Origin of the sequence: Anabaena sp. PCC 7108 (assembly GCF_000332135.1) — a bacterium.
GTDB lineage: Bacteria > Cyanobacteriota > Cyanobacteriia > Cyanobacteriales > Nostocaceae > Anabaena.
Window position 1 is genome coordinate 5,002,427 of the sequence record NZ_KB235896.1, and the last position, 21,804, is coordinate 5,024,230.

Annotated in this window: 20 protein-coding genes and 1 pseudogene; 13 read left to right on the forward strand and 8 right to left on the reverse strand. The window is 39.5% G+C overall.

What is annotated here, in order from left to right; all coding sequences use genetic code 11:
- Nucleotides 1–70 precede the first annotated feature (70 nt).
- Entirely contained in the window at nucleotides 71–1,372 is a 1,302-nt protein-coding gene (locus tag ANA7108_RS0123375; RefSeq protein ID WP_016953256.1) for an ATP-binding protein, read from the reverse strand.
- A gap of 113 nt (nucleotides 1,373–1,485) precedes the next feature.
- Between ANA7108_RS0123375 and ANA7108_RS0123380 the strand changes: the two genes are divergently transcribed.
- A complete protein-coding gene (locus ANA7108_RS0123380) occupies nucleotides 1,486–2,424 on the forward strand; it encodes a serine hydrolase (protein ID WP_016953257.1) in 939 nt (312 codons plus the stop codon).
- Nucleotides 2,425–2,469: 45 nt separating this feature from the next.
- On the opposite strand, the gene ANA7108_RS0123385 is transcribed toward ANA7108_RS0123380, so the two are convergent.
- The 3 genes from ANA7108_RS0123385 to ANA7108_RS0123395 all read right to left on the reverse strand — a co-directional run bounded on the left by ANA7108_RS0123385 (nucleotide 2,470) and on the right by ANA7108_RS0123395 (nucleotide 4,390).
- On the reverse strand, nucleotides 2,470–2,814 hold the full coding sequence (locus tag ANA7108_RS0123385; protein ID WP_016953258.1) for a type II toxin-antitoxin system PemK/MazF family toxin: 345 nt from the start codon (nucleotides 2,812–2,814) through the stop codon (nucleotides 2,470–2,472).
- Nucleotides 2,811–3,086, reverse strand: a complete 276-nt coding sequence (locus ANA7108_RS0123390; RefSeq protein WP_016953259.1) for a ribbon-helix-helix domain-containing protein — start codon at nucleotides 3,084–3,086, stop codon at nucleotides 2,811–2,813. Before ANA7108_RS0123390 ends, ANA7108_RS0123385 begins: the two co-directional genes overlap by 4 nt.
- Before the next feature lie 188 nt (nucleotides 3,087–3,274).
- Nucleotides 3,275–4,390: an acyltransferase gene (locus ANA7108_RS0123395; RefSeq protein WP_016953260.1), complete on the reverse strand. Its 1,116-nt coding sequence runs from the start codon at nucleotides 4,388–4,390 to the stop codon at nucleotides 3,275–3,277.
- 343 nt (nucleotides 4,391–4,733) lie between these two features.
- Between ANA7108_RS0123395 and ANA7108_RS0123400 the strand changes: the two genes are divergently transcribed.
- On the forward strand, nucleotides 4,734–7,940 hold the full coding sequence (locus ANA7108_RS0123400; RefSeq protein WP_016953261.1) for a glycoside hydrolase family 15 protein: 3,207 nt from the start codon (nucleotides 4,734–4,736) through the stop codon (nucleotides 7,938–7,940).
- Between the two features lie 93 nt (nucleotides 7,941–8,033).
- Nucleotides 8,034–8,411: a GxxExxY protein gene (locus ANA7108_RS0123405; RefSeq protein WP_016953262.1), complete on the forward strand. Its 378-nt coding sequence runs from the start codon at nucleotides 8,034–8,036 to the stop codon at nucleotides 8,409–8,411.
- 38 nt (nucleotides 8,412–8,449) lie between these two features.
- Here the strand turns inward: ANA7108_RS0123405 and ANA7108_RS0123410 are convergent, their stop codons facing one another.
- Nucleotides 8,450–8,752: a YkvA family protein gene (locus tag ANA7108_RS0123410; RefSeq protein ID WP_016953263.1), complete on the reverse strand. Its 303-nt coding sequence runs from the start codon at nucleotides 8,750–8,752 to the stop codon at nucleotides 8,450–8,452.
- A gap of 202 nt (nucleotides 8,753–8,954) precedes the next feature.
- Here ANA7108_RS0123410 and ANA7108_RS0123415 point away from each other — a divergent pair, with 202 nt between their 5' ends.
- From ANA7108_RS0123415 to ANA7108_RS0123425, 3 genes are all read left to right on the forward strand, one after another.
- Nucleotides 8,955–9,752, forward strand: a complete 798-nt coding sequence (locus ANA7108_RS0123415) for a MotA/TolQ/ExbB proton channel family protein (RefSeq protein ID WP_016953264.1) — start codon at nucleotides 8,955–8,957, stop codon at nucleotides 9,750–9,752.
- On the forward strand, nucleotides 9,742–10,386 hold the full coding sequence (locus tag ANA7108_RS0123420; RefSeq protein ID WP_016953265.1) for a biopolymer transporter ExbD: 645 nt from the start codon (nucleotides 9,742–9,744) through the stop codon (nucleotides 10,384–10,386). The genes ANA7108_RS0123415 and ANA7108_RS0123420 overlap by 11 nt, the downstream gene beginning before the upstream one ends.
- 247 nt (nucleotides 10,387–10,633) lie before the next feature.
- Nucleotides 10,634–10,996, forward strand: coding sequence for a phage holin family protein (locus ANA7108_RS0123425; RefSeq protein ID WP_016953266.1), 363 nt, complete (start codon nucleotides 10,634–10,636; stop codon nucleotides 10,994–10,996).
- A 150-nt stretch (nucleotides 10,997–11,146) separates the two neighbouring features.
- On the opposite strand, the gene psb29 is transcribed toward ANA7108_RS0123425, so the two are convergent.
- Nucleotides 11,147–11,854, reverse strand: a complete 708-nt coding sequence (psb29, locus tag ANA7108_RS0123430) for a photosystem II biogenesis protein Psp29 (RefSeq protein WP_026104408.1) — start codon at nucleotides 11,852–11,854, stop codon at nucleotides 11,147–11,149.
- Nucleotides 11,855–12,168: 314 nt separating this feature from the next.
- On the opposite strand from psb29, the gene ANA7108_RS0123440 reads away from it, so the two are divergent.
- Complete coding sequence (locus tag ANA7108_RS0123440) at nucleotides 12,169–12,750, forward strand: chromophore lyase CpcT/CpeT (RefSeq protein WP_016953269.1); 582 nt, start codon at nucleotides 12,169–12,171, stop codon at nucleotides 12,748–12,750.
- Between the two features lie 150 nt (nucleotides 12,751–12,900).
- Here the strand turns inward: ANA7108_RS0123440 and ANA7108_RS27855 are convergent.
- Together ANA7108_RS27855 and hemF are read right to left on the reverse strand one after the other, a co-directional pair.
- Nucleotides 12,901–13,263, reverse strand: a pseudogene (locus tag ANA7108_RS27855) (STAS domain-containing protein); the annotation flags it as partial.
- A 253-nt stretch (nucleotides 13,264–13,516) separates the two neighbouring features.
- Nucleotides 13,517–14,563: an oxygen-dependent coproporphyrinogen oxidase gene (gene hemF / locus ANA7108_RS0123450; RefSeq protein ID WP_016953271.1), complete on the reverse strand. Its 1,047-nt coding sequence runs from the start codon at nucleotides 14,561–14,563 to the stop codon at nucleotides 13,517–13,519.
- Nucleotides 14,564–14,940: 377 nt separating this feature from the next.
- On the opposite strand from hemF, the gene ANA7108_RS0123455 reads away from it, so the two are divergent.
- From ANA7108_RS0123455 to ANA7108_RS0123480, 6 genes are all read left to right on the forward strand, one after another.
- The gene (locus ANA7108_RS0123455) at nucleotides 14,941–15,465 is read left to right on the forward strand and encodes a hypothetical protein (RefSeq protein ID WP_016953272.1); all 525 of its coding nucleotides are present in this window, start codon (nucleotides 14,941–14,943) and stop codon (nucleotides 15,463–15,465) included.
- Nucleotides 15,466–15,611: 146 nt separating this feature from the next.
- Entirely contained in the window at nucleotides 15,612–16,682 is a 1,071-nt protein-coding gene (locus ANA7108_RS0123460) for an Mrp/NBP35 family ATP-binding protein (RefSeq protein ID WP_016953273.1), read from the forward strand.
- 185 nt (nucleotides 16,683–16,867) lie between these two features.
- Nucleotides 16,868–18,202, forward strand: a complete 1,335-nt coding sequence (gene rodA / locus ANA7108_RS0123465; RefSeq protein ID WP_016953274.1) for a rod shape-determining protein RodA — start codon at nucleotides 16,868–16,870, stop codon at nucleotides 18,200–18,202.
- Between the two features lie 144 nt (nucleotides 18,203–18,346).
- On the forward strand, nucleotides 18,347–18,541 hold the full coding sequence (locus ANA7108_RS0123470) for an NAD(P)H dehydrogenase subunit NdhS (RefSeq protein WP_016953275.1): 195 nt from the start codon (nucleotides 18,347–18,349) through the stop codon (nucleotides 18,539–18,541).
- A gap of 104 nt (nucleotides 18,542–18,645) precedes the next feature.
- A complete protein-coding gene (locus ANA7108_RS0123475) occupies nucleotides 18,646–19,302 on the forward strand; it encodes an HAS-barrel domain-containing protein (RefSeq protein WP_016953276.1) in 657 nt (218 codons plus the stop codon).
- Between the two features lie 145 nt (nucleotides 19,303–19,447).
- Nucleotides 19,448–21,592 (forward strand): cation:proton antiporter, encoded by a 2,145-nt coding sequence (locus ANA7108_RS0123480; RefSeq protein WP_016953277.1) that lies wholly within the window; start codon nucleotides 19,448–19,450, stop codon nucleotides 21,590–21,592.
- Nucleotides 21,593–21,804: the final 212 nt, after the last annotated feature.

Below are 21,804 nucleotides of genomic sequence, written 5' to 3' on the forward strand. Positions count from 1 at the left end.
TCCTCAACCCAACCTACGTAACTCTATTTTTTGAGCCTAACCGACAAGTATTAAGAGGGGAAATTATCTATTACATTAATTCTTTTGATTCTATCAAAATTGGATTAATATCAAACCAAGAACCATCTTCGTCTCGATATTCAAATACAAACATACTGCGGAGTAAGATATCATATTGTTCTTCACCTCGATAGGTTTTTGTTTTCCATACTTCTCTTAATAACTCCCATTCATCAGGTGTAATTCCTAAATTTAACTCATTACAACGTTTTCTGATGACGGTTTCTACACATTTTCGAGAAATTGGTATATCTTCTATTTGTAGACAACGAAATAATAACATTAATAGGTTACGCAAATGACCACCGCTAACTTTACAAAGTCGTTCTAATGTTTCAGGACTATCAAAAACTTTTGTAATTAAATTTTGACTTTGTTCCCAATTTACACTAGGAAAAGCTCTCTTCATTATCATTTCTTTTAGTAATGTAATTCCTATTTGATAATCTGTGCCATTTCTCTGTTTAATAGCTACCATTGGTAAGACTTTAGGATCTACGCCAAAGCGATTTGTTAATCTACCTAATGCATTAGAAAATATGAGAACTAGGGGAATTGTATAAACAACATGACAGTTTAATTTGTTTAACTGTTCACCACGTTCTACAAATAGGTATTCTGGTTGATATTGACCATTTGGTTTCAGTGCATTATCTACTCTATCGAGGTTATCAATGATAACTACTAAACCTGATTTACCTTGTTTTTTGAGTCTTTCTTGTGCAGGGATGAGTAATTCTTTATTAATTGATTCTAAAATGCCATTGGTGCGGGGTTCTAAATATTGTCGGAGTTGACTACGCAGTTTGGGACTATCTTTAGTTTTAGCGGTAATTTTGCCAATACCTACAGATAATTCTGCTTCGACACCAATATCTAAAGGGGTTTGTAAAAGTTCAGCTATTTCTGTAAATAGATTTTGAAAATATCCTGGTTTGAGTTTAATTCCTGCTGATTCTAAACTTTGACTAACTTCACGGGCAATTGCTAGTAAAATATCTGTAATATCAATATCAGCTAAATCTAAACTTTGACTAGATTCAAAATAAACTACATGAAATCCCTGTTCTTGTAATTCTGCTTTTAATCTTAGCAATTCTGTGGATTTACCACAACCAATATGTCCTGTAAATAATTGACAAGTTGGTGATTCTGGAGAAAGTAAAGTAATAGTGCGTTTTAATTCTCTAATGATTTCTGCACCTCGCACCTCAGAAAAATCAATATAGTATTGTTCATCTTCAGCTTTGCTTTTATCAAGAGTTTTGTTAGGATTGCAAGCTTGATAAAATCTTTTTAAATCCAGTGTCATACTAAATTACCTAAAATGCGCCTAATCATAGTTCCTATCTCAGTAATTATACAGATAATGATAGGATTAAGCCAGAAACTAGACTCCTGATAGCATAAGGAAATTATTTTCAAATGGTTTTTTTTAATAAAGACGAACAACTAGAACATCTCGGTAATGAAATTTTAGAAGCAACTTGGTCTCAATTTGATAGTCTAGCCCATAATCAAATAGCTTTAACTTGGGTTGTTTATGATCCTCCAGTACCTGTAAATACAGGAGGTGCGTTGACTCCTGACGCTTTTTGGAATCATCCTGTGCGGGGATTTAGTTATCGTGGTGGAGAACGCATTTATCCCGCTAGTGTTGTGAAGTTGTTTTATTTGGTAGCAGTTCATGAATGGTTAGAAAAAGGAATGAGTAACACTTCCAAGGAATTGGAACGCGCCTTGCGGGATATGATTGTTGACTCTAGTAATGATGCTACCAGTTTAATTGTCGATATTCTCAGCGGTACTACTTCTGGTTCTGAGTTACCCGCTGGACCTTTTGAAACTTGGAAATATCAACGCAATATTATTAATCGCTATTATCAATCCTTGGGGTGGGAGGAAATGGGGACGATTAATGTTTGTCAAAAAACTTGGGGTGATGGCCCCTATGGAAGAGAAAGGGCGTTTTATGGAGAGATGTTTGAAAATCGGAATATGCTGACTACCAATGCTACTGCTAGGTTATTGCATAGTATCGTGGGTGGGGTAGCGGTGTCGAGTGTGCGATCGCAATCCATGATGTCTTTACTCAAACGCAGTATTAACCCTGATGAGTTACCCCAAGATGTAGAAGAAGACCAAGTTACAGGCTTCTTAGGCAGTGGATTACCGGAAAATAGTCAGATTTGGTCAAAAGCCGGTTGGACAAGCACAGTCCGCCATGATGCGGCTTATATTGAATTACCAGATCAACGTCCTTATCTGTTAGTGATATTTACGGAAGGGAAAGCACAAGCCAAAAGCCGGGAAATTTTACCGTTTGTTTCTGGGAAAATTGCGGAAGCGGTTAGTAATTTATAAACATGATCTGAGTGGTGCGTTAACAGAGTTTAACGCACTCACCACTCACCCCGGTAAATCTAAAGCAATCAACAAAGCCTGTGCCAAATGCGCCATTACCACATCAGAAAGTACCCCTCTTAAACGCAAAAAGCGGGTTTTAGACAATACCCGCACCTGATCCGCCATTGCAATCGAGTCTTTCCTCAGTCCGCCATCTGGTGCTAAAATTAAAACTTGAGTGGGGTAAACTCGCTTCCCGTCTTGATATGTAGTACAGGGTACTGCTAAAACCACTGGGCTAGATAGATTAATCACGTCACGACTGACAATAATTACCGGGCGAGTTCCTCCCTGTTCTGAACCTTCAGTCATTTCCAGACGCGCATCATACACTTCACCCCTTCTCATCTTGGAGATTCCCCTAACTGCAACGCCTCCCATTGCGCCGTAGCAAATTCTGCCTCCATTTTTAACACTTCTGTCTGATAATCTGGGTCTTTTGCCATTTCCGCCAAAGCAGCATCAATTTCCGCTCTTTTTTGTGCTGCTAATTCCCGCTTCAAAGCTTGCACAACAAAATCATTCCTACTTTTGGCTTTTCCCTCTAACACTGCTTTATCTGTAGCTTCTAGCAGTTCTTTCGGAATTGTTAACGTTGTGCGGATGGTTTCTGCTTTCATGGCGCGTTCCAAGCTGTGATGTCTGAAGTGATGCTTTATATGATATCGTTTTAATCATCAATTGGTAAGTGCAAGTTGGTCATAAATAATTTCCACATTTAGATATTATTATTTCTCCGTATTAGCACCAGTATCATCTGAGTCAGACTCAATCTTTGCCTGGTCATTGTCAACCCAATTTTTTTTGATTATGAAACTGATTTATTTTTGATTTTTTCTATCAATAAATTTCCTAGATTTATTCCTCTTTTTTCAATGAGATTTTCTGTAATTACAGCAATCTTATACGTTAAAATAGTTGTGATTATAAAACACATAACTAATAATATATCTTTGGGCAAAAAAGACTTTAAATAATCGTATATCATTCTAGATAGATCCCATGCAAATAAGAAATGGAATATGTATACAGAAAAAGATACTCTACCTAAATTCATCAAAGCTTGATGATTGAGAAAATTCTTTTTTGAAGAGAAATTATATAAAAAAACAAAAGACAATCCCGATAAAAATGGCATAATAGCGCCTCGACAGGGGAAATGTGGCTGAAACATTAAGATCATGGAAATAGCAGTGAAGAAAATAAAAATAATCAGATCAAGCTGCCAATTTAAATATTTTATTAATTGATTTTTATCTATAAAAAATAAAGTGATACCTAAAAAGAAAACGGGTAATTGATTAATAAGATTATTGTAAATGAATGCATGATTATCAGCCGAAAATCCAGTGGTTATTTGAAACCAAAATTGAAAAATAATATTTATCAATAGCATTATTAATGGCAACATTAGATATAAAACAGTTTTTCTTCGCGTGATTTTATTAAATAACATAAATATAAAGGGGAAAATTACATAAAATGACATTTCTGTACCAATAGACCAACCACCAGGAACAATATTATTATTGGCTGGCGAATAAAATCCATGTAAAAATAAGAAATTAGTCAAAAGATTCATGAAATTATATTTACTGTCTATTGTTAAATTTCCCAAATAAATATACATCTTGGTGCTACTCCACAGCATATAAAAAAATATTGCTGTGTAATACAGCGGTGCTATTCTCAAAAATCTACGAATAGCATAATTTAGCAATTTAAAGTACTCTCCTTGATGTCTTTCCATAGAAAGACACAAGGTATAAGCAGAAATAACGAAAAACAACTGCACACCCATTTGTCCATATTTGGAAAAATATCGTAATGGTAATGATATTCCAGGAATGCTTTGGCTAGTATGAACCAAAATAACTAATAGGACAGCAATTCCTCTTAAAGCATCAATATGTTTGAGTTTCATTAAATTGAATAATTTCCTATTCCAGTAGTCAGCTCTTAAAAATTAGAATTTAATCAGAATTCCCAATAGCTTTTGTCTCACCTATAACTTAAGAGCTTGATTGCAAATGATTTAATTTACCAGAAAATGGTATGTATCTTCCAATTTGTGATTAAAATTGGGTAGAAATAGTTTTTTGGTACGGATAAGTAGGAAAATTGTCTTCTAGCTCATATCTCAGTAAACACATAACCCTTAGCTAGTTGTAATCTTGTCACCATTGACAAAAGTCTTTCTGTATTGAGTTACATTATTTACCTCGCCGTTACAAGGTTGAATTTACCAAGCATTTTTTAAGCAACTTATGAAAACACCGACAGCATTGTCAACTCGTCTGGATAGTTACTACCAGCAAATTAAGACGATTATTCTAACTCGTCAAAATCCCATCACAGGTTTGCTTCCTGCGAGTACAGCAATTACCGCTCATGGTGATTATACTGATGCTTGGGTAAGAGATAATGTTTACAGTATTTTAGCAGTTTGGGGTTTAGCTCTTGCCTATCGTAAACTAGACAAGGATGATGGACGCACCTACGAACTTCAGCATAGTGTAATCAAGCTAATGCGTGGCCTACTGTTTGCCATGATGCGACAAGCACATAAAGTAGAAAAGTTTAAACATACTCAATCTTTATTAGATGGACTACACGCTAAATATAATACAGCCACTGGTGACAGTGTAGTGGGTGATGACGAATGGGGACATTTACAACTTGATGCTACATCAATATTTTTACTGATGTTGGCGCAAATGACCGCAGGGGGATTATCAATTATTTATACAGTTGATGAAGTTAACTTTGTCCAAAATTTAGTTTATTATATTGGCCGAGCTTACCGCACTCCAGACTTTGGCATTTGGGAAAGAGGAAATAAAATTAATCATGGTAGTGCAGAATTAAATGCTAGTTCCGTAGGAATGGCTAAAGCAGCTTTAGAAGCTATCAACGGACTCAATCTTTTTGGTATACATGGAAGTCAAACTTCAGTCATTCATGTACTACCCGATGAAATTGCTAGAGCCAGAATTACCTTAGAATCTTTATTACCACGAGAATCAGGTTCTAAAGAAGTTGATGCAGCGCTTTTAAGTATTATTAGTTATCCCGCTTTTGCAGTGGAAGATGTGCAATTGCGAGAACGGACTTTTAAGAAAATTATCACCAAACTCGCAGGTAAATACGGTTGTAAACGCTTTTTGCGAGATGGACATCAAACCGTTTTAGAAGACACTCAACGCTTACATTATGAACCAGGGGAATTAAAGCAATTTGAAGATATTGAATGTGAATGGCCGTTATTTTTCACATATTTAGTTCTGGATGGGATATTTCGCGGTGAACAAGAACAAGTTAAACAATATCAACAACTATTAGAATCATTACTTGTAGAAAGTGAAGGACTAGGGTTATTACCTGAACTTTATTATGTCCCTGCTAAAAACGTCGAAGCCGAAAAATTAGCGCCACAAACTCAACCCCGTTTACCTAACGAAAATATCCCTTTAGTTTGGGCGCAAAGTTTATACTTACTTGGTCAAATGTTAAGTGAAGGATTAATAGCAATTGGCGAAATTGACCCTTTAGGTAGACATTTGTGTATAAACAAAAAACGTGAAGCCTTAATACAAATTGCTTTATTAGCAGAAGACGAAGAATTACAAGCAAAACTAGAAGTTCACGGAATTGAAACCCAAACTCCTACCCAAGTTGAACCAATTCAAGTGAGGAAAGCTGAGGATCTTTCTCATATTTATACGCAAATTGGGCGTAATGATAAATTAGGTTTAACTGGCCGTCCAGTCCGGCGGTTGCGGAGTTTAACAACATCAAGAATTTTTAAAATTTGTGGTGAAACAGTTGTATTTTTGCCATCTTTCCTAGATTCTCAGCAGTTTTATTTAACTCTTGATTACCATTTTCTGGTAGATCAACTGAGAAGTGAATTAGCTTATATTCAAAAATATTGGAGTGATTTAGGTCGTCCGACTTTGACTTTAATGTTAACTCACACCATGTTAGAAATCGGTTCCCAAGCATTATTAGAATTAATGCAAGAACTAAAAGATGGTGTTTGTAATGGTGTCCAGGTAAAATTAGGGCGAATAAATCAGTTGATGCTGACAGCAGGAATGCAAACAATTGATTTTCTTCCCAATGCTGAATTTTCCCAATTACCATTAAAAAATGCCGGGATACGTTGCTATTATCTAGCTTATAATCCGGCGAAAAATTGGCGGTTAGGACACACCCAAGAATTCCAAATGGAATGTGAAACTAACCTGAATTCATTGTTAGTTTATTTGCGGTCATCAGAAAATATTTATGAACAAATAGAGTTATTACAAACTTTAAAACGGTTACAGGGTTTAGAATTTGATACAGGATATGGTGGACCTGGAAGACCTGTAACAGTAGCAGATTTATTGGATGAAGTTTACACCAAAGCCGGAGATTTAGGTATTTGGGCGGTGGTGCGTCGCGCTGCGGGTTTACGCCAAATGGTGGATATTGGCTTGTCAGATGCAGTCACAAGTATAGTGGTACGAGGTAAGCAAATTGCTGTAGGTAGGGCTTACAGTGAGGCTTCTCTGATGGTTGTACCCATGTCTCACCATGAAATTGCGGAAAAAATCAATAACTTCTGTCGTGAGGATATCCGCGATCGCGTTTTGACCCAAGAGATTTTGATTTATTTGGGTATATTAATCAAATCAGAACCAGAATTATTTCAAGGACTGCTAACACTAAGAGTTGGTTATTTGATTCTCTTAATTACCAGCGAACTAGCTCAAGAACTGCACGTTACTCAAGATGAAGCCTACGATTACTTAATGCAACTTTCGCCATTTGAAGTAAAAATCCGCTTGTATAAAGTCTTAACTGGTTATAGTGGCGTAAGTGGTTTATTACGTCAACAAGAATCACTTCACGTCAAACAAAAAGAAAGTGATATCGCTTGGGTAGTTTCACCTGCAATTAGCGAAGAAATTGCCAGTAATTCCGAAAATTGGCGGAGATTTCGCCAAGCAGAAGGCGCACTGAATCGAGTTCCCAAAAACTTTTTTAAACAAGTTTGGCTATTAATGGAACATTGTAAAGGTCTAGTAATTGGCGATAAATTAGAACGACGCAATCGTTTAGATAGTGAAGTAATGCTTTCAGAAATGACATCAGGAGAAAGAAATTTTGCTTTGCTAGTTGAACATTTGCTGAATAAAATTGAAGCCCCAGAATATCGCCAAGTTAATGTAGAAGCATTGATGGAATTAGCCGCAATAGTCGCTAATAACCCCAGCTTGCAAATTGAAGAATATATAGTTTTAGATGTGTTAGTAGGTCACGCAGTGCGGTTAGCATGGCTAGAAAATTATCCCCATCGCAGTCATCATTATGATGAAGATAAAGGTTTAGCATGGCCACATTTTTACAACACTTCTCCTCAAGATTCCGCTAATTATATTTTGAAGGCGTTTAGATTTTTGATAGAGTTTGGAGAAGATGCTTAAACGCAGAGGAACACAGAGGTAAGCGCGGCGAAAAGTTCCTCGAAGCCGGGTTTCCCGGCGTAGGAAACTTTTCAAGACAGAGGAACGCGGAGAATGAGAGAGAATGAGTTAAGTGGGTTGATTATTGGTTGTGGGATGAGGGTGCATACTGCTTTGGGACCTGGGTTATTAGAGTCAGCTTATGAGGAATGTTTGGACTATGAACTCCAAAAAGCCAATCTCAATGTTGGTAGACAAATTCCTGTCCCCTTGATTTACGAAAATGTCAAATTAGATTGTGCTTATCGGTTAGATTTGCTAGTCGAAAACAAAATCATAGTCGAAGTTAAAGCAGTAGAATCCTTAAACCCAATCCACTCCGTTCAACTTCTCACCTATCTCAAACTAGCCAAATGTAAACTCGGACTCCTCATCAACTTTAACGTCCTCCACCTCAAAGATGGCATCAAACGAGTAGCTAACAACCTCTAACTCCGCGTACCTCCGCGTTCCTCTGCGTTAAAAAAAACTTATTTCACAGAAACAGCATCAACATCAACAATATTATCTGTAGATGTAGACTCATTAACGCTAGTTTCTACATCACCTTTTTTCGCTTTCCAGCCATCAATAACTAATCCAGAAACTTCAGAAACTAGTAAAGTCAACAGCAGAACATCATCAATTTGTCCAATAACAGGTATGAAGTCGGGAGCAATATCTATGGGGCTAAGAAGATATGCTATTGTACCGAGAATTACCCACCAACGGTATTTGGGATTACGAAGTGTGTTCCGATACCATGTGTAAAGCGATTGAATTGAGAAGTTCATATTTCTAACCTCCGGTTATTTTTTATTTTGGCAAATAATCCTCTAAACTCCCGGTGGGAATAACCGCCCTAGTGTGTATAGAAGATGGTATCACTAAGGAGTTGTTAGCTACTTACCTGAGAATAGAGTCAGTAAATGTGGTAATGGTGCATTAATCTCTAGAATTAAGATGCTCTAGTAATGGAGGGAGGAAACCTACACAGTGGATATTTTAGATTTGTTTAAGAAGGGTGGCCCAGCAATGTGGCCTCTGCTGGTGCTGTCTGTCCTATCGTTAAGTGTCATTTTTGAGCGTCTGTGGTTCTGGCTGCGGATTTTGACACAGGAAAAGGAAATAGTTGAGCGCGTTCTTGATGCTGCTACTGAGAATTGGGAAATAGCTACAGAAATTGCCCAAAAATTTACAAATCAGCCTATTGGACGTTTTCTCTATGCACCCCTACGTTTACAAAGAGGTGATGCGGAAACCTTTCGATTAGCGCTAGAGTCAACTGCGGGTGAAGAAATCGCAGGTATGCGGCGGGGAGAAAAACTTTTAGAATCTGTGATTGCTCTCTCCCCACTATTAGGATTGTTGGGTACAGTTTTGGGTTTGATTCAGTCTTTACGTTCAATTCGCATTGGCGATTTGGGTACTGAATCGACAGCTGGCGTAACTACTGGGATTGGAGAATCTCTCATTAGTACCGCAGCAGGGTTAATAGTTGCGATCGCTACTTTGGTATTTTATCGCCTGTTTCAGGGTTTTGTTGTTAACCAAGTCAAAGTTTTTAATAAGGCTGGGAATGATTTAGAGTTACTCTATCGTCAGTTTCCCCCGGATTTTCATCAAAGTACATCAGGAATAGTACGGGAATCTCCACGCGAACGCTTTAATCCACCCCGCAAGCGAGGTAAAAACAAGTTTACAGAAAACCCCGCAACTCATGAAACTCCTCCAGAGGAGACACCCCCAAATTCTCAACCTAACTCGTCACCAGAGCTAGAAAATGAAAGTTAATCTAAATACTCCCATTGAAGAAGTCCAGATTCAAATTATTCCCTTAATTGATGTCGTTTTTTGTATTCTGACATTCTTTTTATTGGCAGCTTTGCAATTTACTCGTCAACAAGCAATTAATGTTGATTTACCTAAGGCCAGCACAGGTACTACCTCTGCTGCTAGTTCACAGAAAAGTAGTAATATCTTACCTGTGACTATTGATGCTGTTGGTCAAATTTACATCGAAAAAGATCCTATCCGACGAGAGGAGTTGGAAGCACGCTTAAAACAATATGTCCAAACCAATCCTGATGGTATCTTGGTGCTGAATGCATCGCGTACAGCAACTTATAACGATGTTATCCAAACATTAGATTTGTTGCGGCAAGTGGGAGGTAATCGTGTGTCTTTGGGAATTATTCCTGGGCCATCTCAATCACTAACTACTCCAGTGATGCCATTTCCTAACACAGTACCAATTCCTGGCAGTGATTTTCCAGGCAATTTTAACCCTTCTCTGCCTCCTGCCCCAAATCAATTACCTGCAACTGGGGAAGGTATCAGTCCTGGTATTTCGCCTATAAGTCCCAATAACACTGTACCCCAAGTTCCTGTAGCACCGGAAAACGGCAATTCTACACCTAAAAGGTGACACAATTTTTGTAAATGTTTATATGTGAAAATCCCCCAAAACCTTTTTGATATTATGGGCTAGGGGGAATTTTATTTTTTACCAATCTCCAGAAAAATTGGATAAACCTAAAGATATCTAAAATAAAATCCAGTAAGAGAAAGAATTACTGCTAATTTATAAATAATTGGTTAAGTTACAACAATTTTTTTCTCAATAGACCAAGTAATTTATCGCCATCGCCATTTACGTTTCAAGGGTTGCGGCAATGAATATTGTGACACTGTTAATTGTTTGGATAGTCACTTCTATCAGCTTGTGGATTATTAGCAAATTGCCTTTTGGGGTTGAAATTGATACTCCAGGGAAAGCCGTCTTTTCCGCTGCAATTCTTGGTATTATTACAGCATTAGTTAGACCAATTCTAGGTGCTGTATTCATTATCCCAAATTTTGCCACATTTGACTTATTATCTGGTATCTTCACATTCATGATTGCTGTGGCTTGTTTTAGTATTGCTGCATGGTTAGTGGAGGGTTTTCGCTTACGTTATGGTGTTTGGAGTGCTGTTTTAGGAGCTTTTGCGCTGACTGTTATTAACAGCGTACTTTACAAATTACTGGGTGTGTAAATAATTCGTAATTCGTAATTACTAATTCGTAATTTAGAATTTACTAGATTGTAAATTTTCTTAGTTGTAAACAAGGTTGCTTTGCATTGACTATTTGATGATCTGCAACCTTTAATTACGAATTACGAATTACGAATTATGGATTATAAATTATTCGTTGTTACTGGGAGGAGCAACTGGTGTGGTAGATTTTTGTTGACGCTGATCGCGTTTTTTTCGATCAGCGGTGAGTATATCTGCCATCACTATCAGCGCTTGTGCCATCTTGTCTAGGTTAGAGCGGTATAAGTCTAAATCTTTGCTAAGTTTATCTTCTGATAAATGCAAACCATTAGCGATCGCTTTTAGTGCCTCATTACGTTGCTTGTCATCTTTGACTAGTTCCGGATCAGCTAATTCCAACAATGAGAATAAACCAATAGCAAACAAGCGACTGTATTTAAAATTAGGATTGTCAGCTATTCCTTGCAGTTGTGCTTGCAAATCGCCATCTACATCCAGGTGAGTGGTTTGACTCAACCAAGCAATTAAGTCCTTAGCTGGCAAACTTTGAGCGACGGCTTGCAATCTGGCTGCATCCTGTCGATAAAGTTGTGGATCTTGCTCTACAGACTTACATAAGGCACTAAAAATCGCTTCTTGATCCCGTTCGGGTTGATAGCCTTGCATGAAGCGGTCAAAAGATGTGACGAAGCCCAAGGCATAAATTGAATTGTAGCTAAAATCGACATTGACCGACAGCAGATGCATTTCTACCATCAACTCTTCCACTACCCGGCGGTAAATAGTGTTGATTGGACGGGTATGAAGACTGTAGAAAGTTCGCTTTGTATCAGAGACAGTACGGACGTTATTCACAAAGAAAATTTTAAGGGCGACGTGTTCTTATTTTCTAGCTTAAAGGCTTCTTTGCCAAGTTATACAATTTTGGATGTTAGATTTCAGATTTTGGATTCTCAAAGACTTACTGTATCAACTTTACCGTTTTCTTTCCATCACCATCATTTTTCTTTCTGGGGATGAGGCAGAAGATGGAGTCCAGGAAGAAAAATTAATAAGTTCCGTAGGTCTAAATCCCTGTTGCAAAACTTAATTACAAATTCTTTTTTTGTCCTCTTCTTGCTGATCAAACTAACTAGGATTTATAATCATTTGTGATTTACGGATATTTTATGAGCTTGTCCCCACAATTAATAACTTTGGGTCAGTACCTAGCTGGTGAATTTGACAATCATGAACAGGCTATGGCCGAACCTGTGTGGTATGTTCACCTGCGTTTATGGCAACGACCAGTTAATCTTTTTCCAGAAGACAGTATCACCCTGTTTGCTGAACAAGCGAATACTCTCAATCTAGACAAACCATACCGCCAAAGAATTATGCGGTTAAGACAAGAGTCTGAGTGTATACAAGTGCAATACTATATGCCTAAAGATCCAACTTCCCTGCAAGGGGCAGGTAGTAACCCTGCTTTACTGAATCATCTGACATCAGAGCAGTTAGATTTACTACCAGGCTGTATTTTGTCAGTGAACCAGGAAACTCTAGAATCGAATCTTTATCGATTTACTGCTTCTGCACCTCCAGGCAGCATTTGCAGTTTTACTTATCTTGGCAACAGGATACAAGTTTCCTTGGGCTTTGAAGCTACCGAAACTAAATTTCTCAGCTACGATAAAGGAATTGATTCCGAGACTGGAAAAGCCACATGGGGAGCAACAGTCGGTCCTTACCGCTACAGAAAAATTAACTGAATATCAACATTTCTTATGAAAGCGTCTTCTTAGTTAAGTTGATTCATCTGCTAATGATTGGACAAAGTGAGCAGAGGACGAGCTTAACCCAGATATAGGAATTGTCTGGTGAGTATTTTGATGTCTCGACTCGAAAAGATGATCATCATTGCTGACTAAGTTGAGCAATAGGGTTTCTAAAGCTTCTGCTTCAGTTTCAAAGATTTCAAATACTGTGTCCATCATTGTCACCTCAAAAACAAGTTTGGCATCTGGGTGGACATTACAAATGCGGAAACTGCCCTTAACTTTATCAGCATCACGCATCCCAGCGACTAAAGATGTGAGACCAGAACTATCAATAAAGTTTACTTGTCCCAGGTTCACAACTACATGACGACTGAGTTTGGAAATACATTCCTGTAATTTCAGCCGAAATTGCCAAGCAGTTGTGATGTCTAGACGATCTGTCGGTTTCAAGACAATTACAGTACTGCCGTCTTCGGTTGTATAGGCTTTTTGGTCTATATTCACTGTACCTCTCCGTGATATGGGCTGAATATCAACTACTTTTGTATATAGACTTAAAATTAGTGAGCCAAAAAACTTACTGTTCTTTTCATCTTTAAATTTCCCCTGCACTGGGATAGTTCTTAGATTTTTAGGAAGTTAGTTGGCTCACCAGACACAGAATCATCCTGAGATGAAATTGGAGATGAGCAAGCTACGACTAAAAAATACGACATTTTTATTAAATGCCTGTATTTAGTAGTTTAACGCACACAAATTAAGTATGACTTGGTGTCCAGTTGATCCAATCTTGAGGCTTGAGAAAGGTTTCATACAACTCAGCTTCGGGTGAATTAGGTTCTGGTTTGTAGCCGTATTCCCACCGTACTAAAGGTGGTAGGGACATGAGAATGGATTCTGTGCGTCCGTTGGTTTGGAGTCCGAAAATTGTCCCCCGGTCGTAAACCAAGTTAAATTCTACGTACCTACCCCGACGGTAGAGCTGAAAATTCCGTTGTCGCTCGCTATATTCTATCCCATGTCTTCTTTGAACAATTGGGACATAAGCTGGTAAAAAGGCTCCACTACATTCTTTCACTAATGCAAACAACTCTTCCCAAGTGCGTGGTGGTAATTTTCCCACTTCGTTACTATAAATAGCCGCCGCTCCATTAGGGTCAGGTCCGCGATATATAGTCCCTTGACCATCTTGGTAATCCAAAAACAAACCACCCACACCACGTGTTTCATCCCGATGTTTAAGATAGAAATATTCATCACACCAACGCTTAAACACCGGATAATATTCTGGGTGATGTTGATCGCAAGCCTGTTTCAGAGTTTGATGGAAATGGGCTGCATCTTCAGCAAAGGGGTAATAAGGTGTCAAATCAGCGCCACCACCAAACCACCATACTGGGCCTGCTTCAAAATAGCGGTAATTTAAATGGACTGTGGGGACATAAGGATTACGGGGATGTAACACCAGGGAAGTTCCTGTGGCATAAAAGCCGTGTCCTTCTGCTTCAGGACGTTGGGCTAAAATTGACGGTGGCAGATGGGAACCCCAAACTTCAGAAAAATTTACACCAGCTTGTTCAAAGATAGCCCCATCACGCAGTACACGCGATCGCCCACCACCCCCTTCTGGACGCTGCCAACTGTCTTCTTGAAACTTACCAACACCATCCAGTTCCTCCAAACCTTGAGTAATTTTATCTTGCAAATTTTGCATAAACTGACTGACTCTAGCCTGAGCGTCAGATGCTGGAAGAAAATTCGATGATTCTGTTGCTAGAGTGGGTGTTTGCGAATTGGTCAACATAGATTCCCGAACCTAAAATTACAATTTCTTTGAAAGCTACAAATTTTCATTTTCAAAATTTGTCGGCAATCAGAGCCACCAAAGCTCAAGAATGCCAAAACTGCCTTTTCTTAGTTGTCAAGCATTTGCGCCATTGATGGGCATAACTAGAGCTATTGTCCCTCAAATGCGTATAGGCTTGTATATTAACCAAGTTTTTTTGCGACTTTTTGCTTGGAACATTCTGGTACGAATACCAGACTCTGACCAATTAGTCTAGAAGGTAGTTTGTTTGTTGGATGACAACTATGGCAAATAGCGGAAGCAAAGAGCTACTACTTAAAATGCCAAAGTTACCAGATCCTGCGTAGGTTTGCTTCTGGAGGAGGATAAGAAAAGTGCAAAGTTGGTTGTCAAAATTCAGCCACCGCAAACGTCTTCGATTTTGTGCTGCTTTGGTGCGGACTTATCGAGAGATCAGCTCTGCTTCTGTAGATGAACTGTGGCAACAAGTGGTTGACTTCACAGATGTTTCTTGGCATCCACTACTCAAAAGTACTAATGTACCATTAGGACTAGTACCTAAACCTGGATTGATTTTCCAGGCTTTCACCCGTTTTTCGCCGATTCCCATCCAGATTTTCGTAGAATGCGTCAATCCCAAAAAAATGCTGAGTATCCGCATCTTGGCAATCCCAGGAATTGAGGAACGAGTGACATATCAAGTGGAGTCAACTGTTTGTGGCAGTTATTTATCTTATTCTGTAACGTTACGCGGTTGGTTATCACCTCTAATTTGGACATTCTCTCGTCCTTATGCAGATCGGGTAGCACGTTCCTTGGTGGAAGCTGTAGAAAAGGCAGCATTATCAGCAGTTTCAGGGAAGAAAAAATCCCTCAATGGTGGGTGTTTGGATTTTTAGGGAGTGGGGAGTGGGGAGTCAGTTGTAGCTGTTTCCAATGTCCAGTGACAAGTGATAACTGAATAACTGCCCCAAGAAAGTTAAGATGCAAGTAGGTAAAATTGACAATCTTTTAAATTTTATTAAGGCGCAACGGTATACACACTATGTATGATGTCTTAGATTCTCACTCAGTCCTAGAAGTTTTACGACCGGTTGAAGATCCAGAGCTTCGCAAAAGTCTGGTAGAACTGAATATGATTCGCAACGTCAAAATTGACGCTGGCAAGGTTAGCTTTACTTTGGTGTTGACAACTCCTGCCTGTCCCTTACGGGAATTTATTGTTGAAGATTGTAAAAAAGCAGTATCCAAGCTCCCTGGTGTGACGGATATCAGCGTAGAAGTAACAGCAGAAACACCACAGCAAAAAAGCTTACCTGACCGTAATGGTGTTCCAGGCGTAAAAAATATTATTGCTGTTTCTAGCGGTAAAGGAGGCGTTGGTAAAAGTACAGTGGCGGTAAATGTGGCAGTGGCTTTAGCACAAACCGGAGCCAAAGTCGGCTTGTTAGATGCTGATATTTACGGGCCTAATGACCCCACCATGCTAGGGTTGGCTGATGCAAAAATTGCGGTTCGCTCTACAGAAACAGGTGAAATCCTGGAACCTGCTTTTAATCATGGTGTCAAGTTAGTCTCAATGGGCTTTTTAATTGACCGAGATCAGCCAGTGATTTGGCGTGGACCAATGCTGAATGGCATAATTCGCCAATTTCTTTATCAGGTGCAATGGGGAGAACTGGACTATTTAATTGTGGATATGCCACCAGGAACCGGAGATGCTCAGTTAACTTTAACCCAAGCAGTACCCATCGCTGGGGCAGTGATTGTCACCACACCGCAAACAGTAGCGCTGTTGGATTCGCGGAAAGGGTTGCGGATGTTCCAGCAGTTGAATATCCCGGTATTGGGAATTGTGGAAAATATGAGCTATTTTATTCCCCCAGATCAACCGGATAAACAATATGATATTTTCGGTTCCGGAGGTGGCTCAAAAACTGCCGCAGAATTAGGAATACCACTGTTGGGATGTGTACCTTTAGAGATTTCTACTAGAATTGGCGGTGATAATGGTGTGCCGATAGTTGTTGCTGAACCAGATTCAGCTTCTGCTCAAGCCCTGAAAGCGATCGCTTTAACTATCGCCGGTAAAGTATCAGTCGCTGCTCTAACATAAGGCAGAAGGCAGAAGGCAGGGGGCAGGGTGCAGGGGGCAGGGGGCAGGGGGCAATAGATAATTATTTCTCCGTGTCCCCGCGTCTCCCCCTCTCCGCGTCTCCCTATCTCCGTGTCTCCCCCTCTCCCTATCTCCGTGTCTCCCCCTCTCCATCATCCTTTAACGCTCAAGTTCCTCTTCGCACAATGTTGTTAAAACCTTCGCTCCCCAAAATCCGCTGGCAATATTGGGTTAAACCCTGGCAGCAAGTAGATTGGCTATTATTTTGTTTACCTGTTGCCCTGAGTTTGTTTGGCGGTCTGATGATTCTAAGTACAGAACTAAAGCAGCCATTAACTGATTGGTGGTGGCACTGGCTTGTAGCTGGTATTGGCTCAATCATCGCCTTGTTTTTGGCTCGTTGCCGCTACGAAAACCTAATTCAGTGGCACTGGATAACCTACGCGCTCACTAATTTTAGTTTGATGATTGTGATGATCGCTGGAACTAGTGCCAAAGGCGCACAGCGATGGATTAGCATTGGTGGCTTTAATGTCCAACCCTCAGAATTTGCCAAAATAGGCGTAATTATCACCCTAGCGGCTTTACTGCACAGACGTACAGCTTCTACCCTTGACAGTGTATTTCGTGTCTTGGCAATCACTGCCATACCTTGGGGATTAATATTTTTACAGCCAGATTTGGCTACATCTCTAGTATTTGGGGCGATAGTTCTAGGAATGCTTTATTGGGCAAATGCCAATCCGGGTTGGTTAATTCTGATGATTTCTCCTGTAGTATCGGCAATTCTGTTTAGCATCTCCTGGCCTTTGTCAGATCCGATCATCTTGCTTAAAGACCTATCTTTTAGCCCTTTGGGTTTAGCCTGGGCAGGTGCAATGGGAATTGTAGGATGGCAGACTTTACCCTGGCGGAGATTTAATGTTGGTGCGTTGCCTTTAGCGAGCGGAGCTATCACTGCTTTCGCTTTTAATATGTTGGGAGGTGAATTAGGGTTTTTCGCTTGGAATCATGTATTAAAAGAATATCAAAAAGATAGGCTGAGTGTATTTATCAATCCTGAACATGATCCTCTTGGTGCGGGTTATCACTTAATCCAATCTCGCATTGCCATTGGTGCCGGAGAAATTTGGGGATGGGGTTTGTTCAAAGGTCCCATGACTCAACTCAATTTTGTACCTGAGCAGCACACAGATTTTATTTTCTCCGCTGTTGGTGAAGAGTTTGGTTTTGCTGGTTGTTTAATAGTATTGTTTGTCTTTTGCTTGATTTGCTTCCGTCTACTACGCGTAGCTCAAACCGCCAAAGATAATTTTGGTTCGTTGTTGGCTATTGGTGTTTTATCGATGATTATGTTTCAAGTCATTGTTAATGTGGGCATGACCGTTGGTTTAGCACCTGTGGCTGGTATACCCTTACCTTGGATGAGTTATGGTCGTTCTGCGATGTTGACTAACTTTATCGCTTTGGGAATAGTAGAATCTGTAGCCAATTTCCGCCAACGCCAGAAGTATTATTAAATCAGGGAACAGAGCTATTAAAAATCAAAAATTAAACATTAAAAATTAAACAACTGCTGTTTTTCCTCTCTTGCCTTTTTTCTCTAACAACTGACAAACAACTAATATTAAGGTATTAACAGAGAATAAACCGAGGGTAAAAACATGATTCTGCCTGGAGCAACTGTTCGCGTCAAAAATCCCGCAGACACATATTATCGCTATGAAGGACTTGTACAACGGGTCAGTGATGGCAAGGTAGCTGTACTTTTTGAAGGTGGTAATTGGGATAAATTAATTACCTTTCGCTTGCCAGAATTAGAACCTGTAGACACTACAGGCAAGAAAAAAGGAAAATAGGTAATAACTGATAGGTAATGGGTGATGGGTGATAGGTAATGAGATGATAATTCTCAACTGTTGACTCATTACTCGTTACTCAGCACTCGTTACTCGGCACTCTCATGCGTCTACCTTTACCACAGTTTGCTACAGGCGATCGCCATCCTGACCATATTGGGGAGGTGATAGAAACAGCGACTACCGAATTTTTGGCACAGTGTTTAGAACCGGAAGACTTGAGTTTTCCACCTATGCCACCTTTTGGGAGTTGGGTTTGTGCTGTGGATGAAGAATCTGGCAATCAAGTCTATGCTGTGGTATATCATGCCACAACTATGCCCATAGATTCTGTACACCGAGCTAGAGCATTGGGGTTGTCCTTGGCAACTTTGCGTGAGGAGCAACCCCAGATATTTGCTATGCTCAAAACTGAATTTCGGGCAGCCATTGTTGGATTTGAGCAGCAGTCTCAAAATCTAAGTTATAACCAAGGAGTATATCAGTATCTCCCACCTCGTCCACCTCAGATTCATCAAGCTGTTTATCGGTGTCAACCAGAAGCAATCGTCAAATTCACCGAAAAACTAGATTTTTTACGGACATTACTTTTGATTAACGGTGCGCCGGTAGAATCCTTGGCTGCATCTGCCATTCGTGAAGTTTACCAGTTACGCAAAGCTGACCGAGAATGGTTAATCAAAGCGGGAAGACACTTGAGTATACTGTTAAAAGACGATTATGATCGCTTGCGGTTTATTTTGAGTCAAATTCACCCATAGGTAGTTAGTTGCTAATCGATTGCCTAGCTGGTGTTAGATTAAGTTTTTTGAATATTTATTCGGGTTAGCTTTTGAAAGTTATATAAATCAGGCGATAGTTCTTCCGATTATCACAGTTTCACCGTTGCCCATTTTAGTCCTACCTATGGAACTCTTATCACAAGTGCTGGCTTCGGAACCAACTTCCCAAGTTCTTGGTAAGGAACCAATTGTTACCTTTGCTATTTTATTGGTAGTGATCTTAGTTGTACCTATCCTTTTTGACCGGCTAAGATTGCCAGGATTAGTGGGTTTGGTTTGCTCTGGGGTAGTACTTGGTCCATCAGGCTGGCGTTTATTGGAGTCAGAATCCCCAATGATCACCTTGCTATCAGACATTGGGTTAGTTTACTTAATGTTTATAGGTGGGTTGGAATTTAATCTCAAAGTTTTTCGTAAACAGAAAATTCGTTCTTTGGTATTTGGTAGCCTGACTTTCAGTCTCCCTCTGATACTCGGGACATTAGTAGGGCGATTTTGTGGTTTTGGCTGGCATACCTCAATCTTAATTGGTGCTTTACTTGCTTCTCACTCTCTTTTGGCATATCCGATTATCAGTCATTTGGGAGTGGTAAACAACGAGGCTATCACCATGACAATGGGAGCCACGATTTTTAATGATCTTGGTACAGTATTGATATTAAGTGTTTGTATAGCAAGCTCTCAGGCTGGGGTATTCAGCGTTGATCAAATAGTGCCAATAGTAGCATTAATAATAAGTTACGCTTTGATAGTGTTAGTAGGGTTTGATTGGGCGGGTAAAGAATTTTTCCGACGGTCTGGAGACGACGAAGGCAACAAGTTTTTATTTGTCTTAATGTCTGTGTTTCTCGCAGCTGTAGTTGCTCAAATGATGGGGTTAGAAAAAATAGTTGGTGTGTTTTTAGCTGGCTTGGCGGTGAATGAAGCTGTAGGAGAAGGGCCAGTTAAAGAAAAATTGGTGTTTATTGGCAGTGTGCTATTCATTCCCATTTTCTTTGTTGATTTGGGTTCAAGGATTGATTTACCTGCTTTTTTTGACGGCAATAGCACAATCAAGTTATTGTTGTTAATTTTCTGCGGTTTGATTACTAGTAAATTTATAGCCGCTTTGTTGGCAAAACTGGTTTACAACTATAACTGGCAGGAAACTCTAACAATTTGGTCACTATCAATTCCTTTGGTAAGTACGACATTAGCAGTGGCATTAGGGGGATATCGGTCTGGGCTATTACCTCCATTGGTATTAAACAGCGTAATTGTTTTAGTGGTGATGACAGCGGCTTTGGGTCCTTGGCTGACAAGTGTTGTGGCTGCGAGTACTACTGGTTTAACTTGTTCATCAGTTCAAGAGGAATCACCAAGCAATATATCTGAACAGCCAAGACAATCAGCACATGAGCATTTGACTATAGTTGTACCTTTGTATAATCCCCATAATCAAAGATATCTAATTGAAATGGCGGCATTATTGGCCTGTCAGTGCAATGGCAAAATTTTACCATTAGCGATCGCTCATGCTACGGCTCAAATGGATACACCACAATTAGAAGTAGCTTGGCAACGGAGTGAGCGGTTATTAGCAAAAGCCATAGTACAGAGTCAATTGTTGGGAGCAAAAGCTGAACCATTACTGCGAATTGATGATGCCTTTGCCCCAGGAATTAGTAGGGCAGCTCGTGAACAAAAGGCAAATTTAATTATCATGGGTTGGGGTAGACGGACTGGCTTGAGGGCGCGTTTATTGGGTAATGTAATTGATAGTGTCCTCTGGGCATCCCATTGTCCAGTTGCTGTAGCACGTCTGGTGGAATCACCAAAAAAAATTCAGCGCATTCTCGTGCCGATAGAAAACTTCATGAATCCCACACTAACACCTGTGAAATTTGCTCAGATGTTAGCAGATGCCAATCAAAGCCACATGACTATCTTGAATGTGTGCGATCGCCGCACCAGTTCCAGTAAAATTGCTGCTAGGCGATCGCATCTCTCTGTATTAGTATCTAAATTGGCTTTGACTAACCCTCCAGAGATTCAAATTATGGCTCATGAAAATGTTGCCCAAGCGATTTTGCAGGCTGCTAGATTATATGATTTAATTGTGTTACCTTTTATCCGTAATCGTACTAGTCCTGGAGGATTAGCTATGAGTGATGTCACAAACCAATTAGTTAGCCAACTCACTTGCTCAATCATTATTCTGGGAGAACCACAACATAATCAAAAATTACTTTTTTCAAAAAATACTCCTAGTAATACAGCTACTCTGTAAAAATACTGTAATAGAAATTGATATTCTTGTTGAAGATTTGATGAACTCTAGCTAAAAATATGACAATTATTAGAAAATGTTAGTTATTTTGCAAATTTAATCATGCAGGTAACAAACACGAAGATCACAATATTTGCACAAATATATCTTTTCGTGATCTTTGCTAGTTATCTATTTTTGTACCCTAGCTGGGTAATCCAACAATCAAGATC

Coding starts and splice junctions, on each gene's coding strand:
- ANA7108_RS0123420 (WP_016953265.1), top strand. CDS start 9,742: ATGAAAGTTAATCTAAATACTCCCATTGAAGAAGTCCAGATTCAAATT.
- ANA7108_RS0123460 (WP_016953273.1), top strand. CDS start 15,612: ATGTATGATGTCTTAGATTCTCACTCAGTCCTAGAAGTTTTACGACCG.
- ANA7108_RS0123380 (WP_016953257.1), top strand. CDS start 1,486: ATGGTTTTTTTTAATAAAGACGAACAACTAGAACATCTCGGTAATGAA.
- ANA7108_RS0123440 (WP_016953269.1), top strand. CDS start 12,169: ATGAGCTTGTCCCCACAATTAATAACTTTGGGTCAGTACCTAGCTGGT.
- ANA7108_RS0123385 (WP_016953258.1), bottom strand. CDS start 2,814: ATGAGAAGGGGTGAAGTGTATGATGCGCGTCTGGAAATGACTGAAGGT.
- ANA7108_RS0123390 (WP_016953259.1), bottom strand. CDS start 3,086: ATGAAAGCAGAAACCATCCGCACAACGTTAACAATTCCGAAAGAACTG.
- ANA7108_RS0123480 (WP_016953277.1), top strand. CDS start 19,448: ATGGAACTCTTATCACAAGTGCTGGCTTCGGAACCAACTTCCCAAGTT.
- ANA7108_RS0123400 (WP_016953261.1), top strand. CDS start 4,734: ATGAAAACACCGACAGCATTGTCAACTCGTCTGGATAGTTACTACCAG.
- ANA7108_RS0123410 (WP_016953263.1), bottom strand. CDS start 8,752: ATGAACTTCTCAATTCAATCGCTTTACACATGGTATCGGAACACACTT.
- ANA7108_RS0123405 (WP_016953262.1), top strand. CDS start 8,034: ATGAGAGAGAATGAGTTAAGTGGGTTGATTATTGGTTGTGGGATGAGG.
- hemF (WP_016953271.1), bottom strand. CDS start 14,563: ATGTTGACCAATTCGCAAACACCCACTCTAGCAACAGAATCATCGAAT.
- ANA7108_RS0123470 (WP_016953275.1), top strand. CDS start 18,347: ATGATTCTGCCTGGAGCAACTGTTCGCGTCAAAAATCCCGCAGACACA.
- ANA7108_RS0123475 (WP_016953276.1), top strand. CDS start 18,646: ATGCGTCTACCTTTACCACAGTTTGCTACAGGCGATCGCCATCCTGAC.
- rodA (WP_016953274.1), top strand. CDS start 16,868: ATGTTGTTAAAACCTTCGCTCCCCAAAATCCGCTGGCAATATTGGGTT.
- ANA7108_RS0123395 (WP_016953260.1), bottom strand. CDS start 4,390: ATGAAACTCAAACATATTGATGCTTTAAGAGGAATTGCTGTCCTATTA.
- ANA7108_RS0123425 (WP_016953266.1), top strand. CDS start 10,634: ATGAATATTGTGACACTGTTAATTGTTTGGATAGTCACTTCTATCAGC.
- ANA7108_RS0123375 (WP_016953256.1), bottom strand. CDS start 1,372: ATGACACTGGATTTAAAAAGATTTTATCAAGCTTGCAATCCTAACAAA.